This window comes from Bacillus cereus group sp. N31 (genome assembly GCF_016483245.1).
In the GTDB taxonomy this organism is placed as follows: domain Bacteria; phylum Bacillota; class Bacilli; order Bacillales; family Bacillaceae_G; genus Bacillus_A; species Bacillus_A toyonensis.
The window spans coordinates 1-234 of the sequence record NZ_JAEHCH010000127.1 but is presented as its reverse complement, the minus strand read 5'-3'; the positions used below and the strand labels follow the sequence as shown (position 1 = coordinate 234).

Here is a 234-nt window from a genome sequence, read left to right as displayed (position 1 = left end):
GATGCTTTTATAGAGGATATGGCAAATGTAATAGCGAGTGGGGTATATGCAGCGCTGCATCATCAACTTGACCAAGATAATCCAGGAGCATATACACATTGAGGGGGAGAGACGAGGATAGTTTAAGTCGTTTTGCACTTCTGTGTAGATGTAGTGCAGTTTTATGTTTACTTATGATGATAGCGGCAGTTGCGCTTGCTTATCATGGTTTGAAAAGGATGAAAGGTGATCAGC

Annotated in this window: 1 protein-coding gene and 1 pseudogene; both read left to right on the top strand. The window is 41.9% G+C overall.

Translation table 11 applies throughout. The features are described 5' to 3' along the window. Positions 1–102: GPR endopeptidase (locus tag JDS81_RS30095; protein WP_199688711.1), on the top strand; the 102-nt coding region annotated here is incomplete at its 5' end. Next, positions 99–234, top strand: a pseudogene (locus JDS81_RS30090) (DUF3679 domain-containing protein); the annotation flags it as partial. The gene JDS81_RS30095 and the pseudogene JDS81_RS30090, both read left to right, overlap by 4 nt.